Raw genomic sequence first — 558 nt, 5'->3', positions numbered from 1 at the left:
CGACCGCGCCGCGCATGCTGCCGACCGCACCGGCTCCGGCCTCGCAACCGGCTGCAACGGGCCCGAACGGTCAACCGCAGCAAGCGGCGGCTGCCAACTCGAGCGGCACCGCGACCACCGGCAATTCGTCGAGCACCCGCGACACCACGACCAACTACGAAGTCGACAAGACCGTGCGACGGACCCGCGCCGCGGTGGGCACCGTGCGCCGCCTGTCGGTGGCCGTGGTCGTCAACTACCGTGGCGACGGCAAGACCTGGAAGCCGCTGTCGGAAGCCGAGATGACCAAGCTCAACGCGCTGGTCAAGGACGCCGTGGGCTTTGACGCCAAGCGCGGCGACTCCGTGAACGTGGTCAACAGCCAGTTCTCGGGCACGCTGCCGATGGCCAAGGACGACCTGCCGCTGTGGAAGCAGCCGGAGATGATCCAGTACGGCATCCAGGGCGCCAAGTATCTGGCACTGGCCATCGGTTTCCTGATCCTGGTGTTCGCGGTGATCCGTCCGGCGATCCGCTCGATGGGCAAGAAGGACGAGGCGGCCACGGCCACCTTTGTCG

The 558-nt window shown here is 67.7% G+C and carries 1 protein-coding gene; it reads left to right on the top strand.

Translation table 11 applies throughout. The annotated features are described in order from the left end of the window. A partial coding sequence (locus FUT88_RS25660; RefSeq protein WP_325205679.1) for a flagellar M-ring protein FliF C-terminal domain-containing protein occupies window positions 1-558 on the top strand: 558 nt, incomplete at both ends.

The organism is Ralstonia sp. TCR112 (genome assembly GCF_007997035.1).
Lineage (GTDB): Bacteria > Pseudomonadota > Gammaproteobacteria > Burkholderiales > Burkholderiaceae > Ralstonia > Ralstonia edaphi.
This window is presented reverse-complemented; position numbering and strand designations above follow the sequence as displayed.